The organism is Streptomyces sp. ME02-8801-2C (assembly GCF_033793965.1).
Lineage (GTDB): Bacteria > Actinomycetota > Actinomycetes > Streptomycetales > Streptomycetaceae > Streptomyces.
This window is the reverse complement of sequence record NZ_JARAXP010000057.1, coordinates 1-791: the sequence shown is the minus strand read 5'-3', so window position 1 is coordinate 791 and position 791 is coordinate 1. Positions and strand designations below refer to the sequence as shown.

Sequence of the window (791 nt, the reverse complement as noted above, 5' to 3'; positions counted from 1 at the left end):
CGATTCAAGGACTCTCTACAGCTGTCCTCGTTCCAGCAGTCGCTGCTGGTGGCAGTACCCGTCGTGGTCGGCTCACTCGGCCGCATCCCGGTCGGCGCACTGACCGACCGCTTCGGCGGACGGGTGATGTTCCCGCTCGTCTCCACCGCCACCATCATCCCCGTCCTCTACCTCGGGCTCGCCGGCCACTCCTCCCTCACCGCCCTCCTGACCGGCGGCTTCTTCCTCGGCATCGGCGGCACCGCCTTCGCCGTCGGCGTGCCCTTCGTCAGCGCCTGGTTCCCACCCGCACGGCGCGGCCTGGCCATCGGGATCTTCGGCACGGGCATGGGCGGCACCGCCATCAGCGCCCTGACCACCGTCAAACTCGTCGACGCCCACGGCATGGCCAACCCGTTCTGGATCACCGCCGCCGCCCTCACCGCATACGCAGTGACCGCGGCACTGCTGCTGCGCGACGCACCCGGACACACCGTGCCCACCGAACCACTCACCCACCGCCTCACCGCCACCTTCAAACTCGCCATCACCTGGCAGGCATCCGCCCTGTACGCAGTCGCCTTCGGCGGCTACGTCGCCTTCTCCGTCTACCTCCCCACCTACCTCAAAACCAGCTACAACCTCACCCAGGCCGACGCCGCCAACCGCATGGCCGGCTTCGTCCTCCTCGCAGTCGCCATGCGCCCCATCGGCGGCTGGCTCTCCGACCGCACCGGCCCCGTGCGCGTCCTGGCCGGCGCACTGGCCCTGGTCGTCGCGGGCGCACTCGCGCAATCCCTCACACCCTCCCT

1 protein-coding gene is annotated in these 791 nt (G+C 69.9%); it reads left to right on the top strand.

The window, feature by feature from the left end; genetic code table 11:
* Positions 1-791: MFS transporter (locus PV396_RS44915; protein ID WP_319214169.1), on the top strand; the 791-nt coding region annotated here is incomplete at both ends.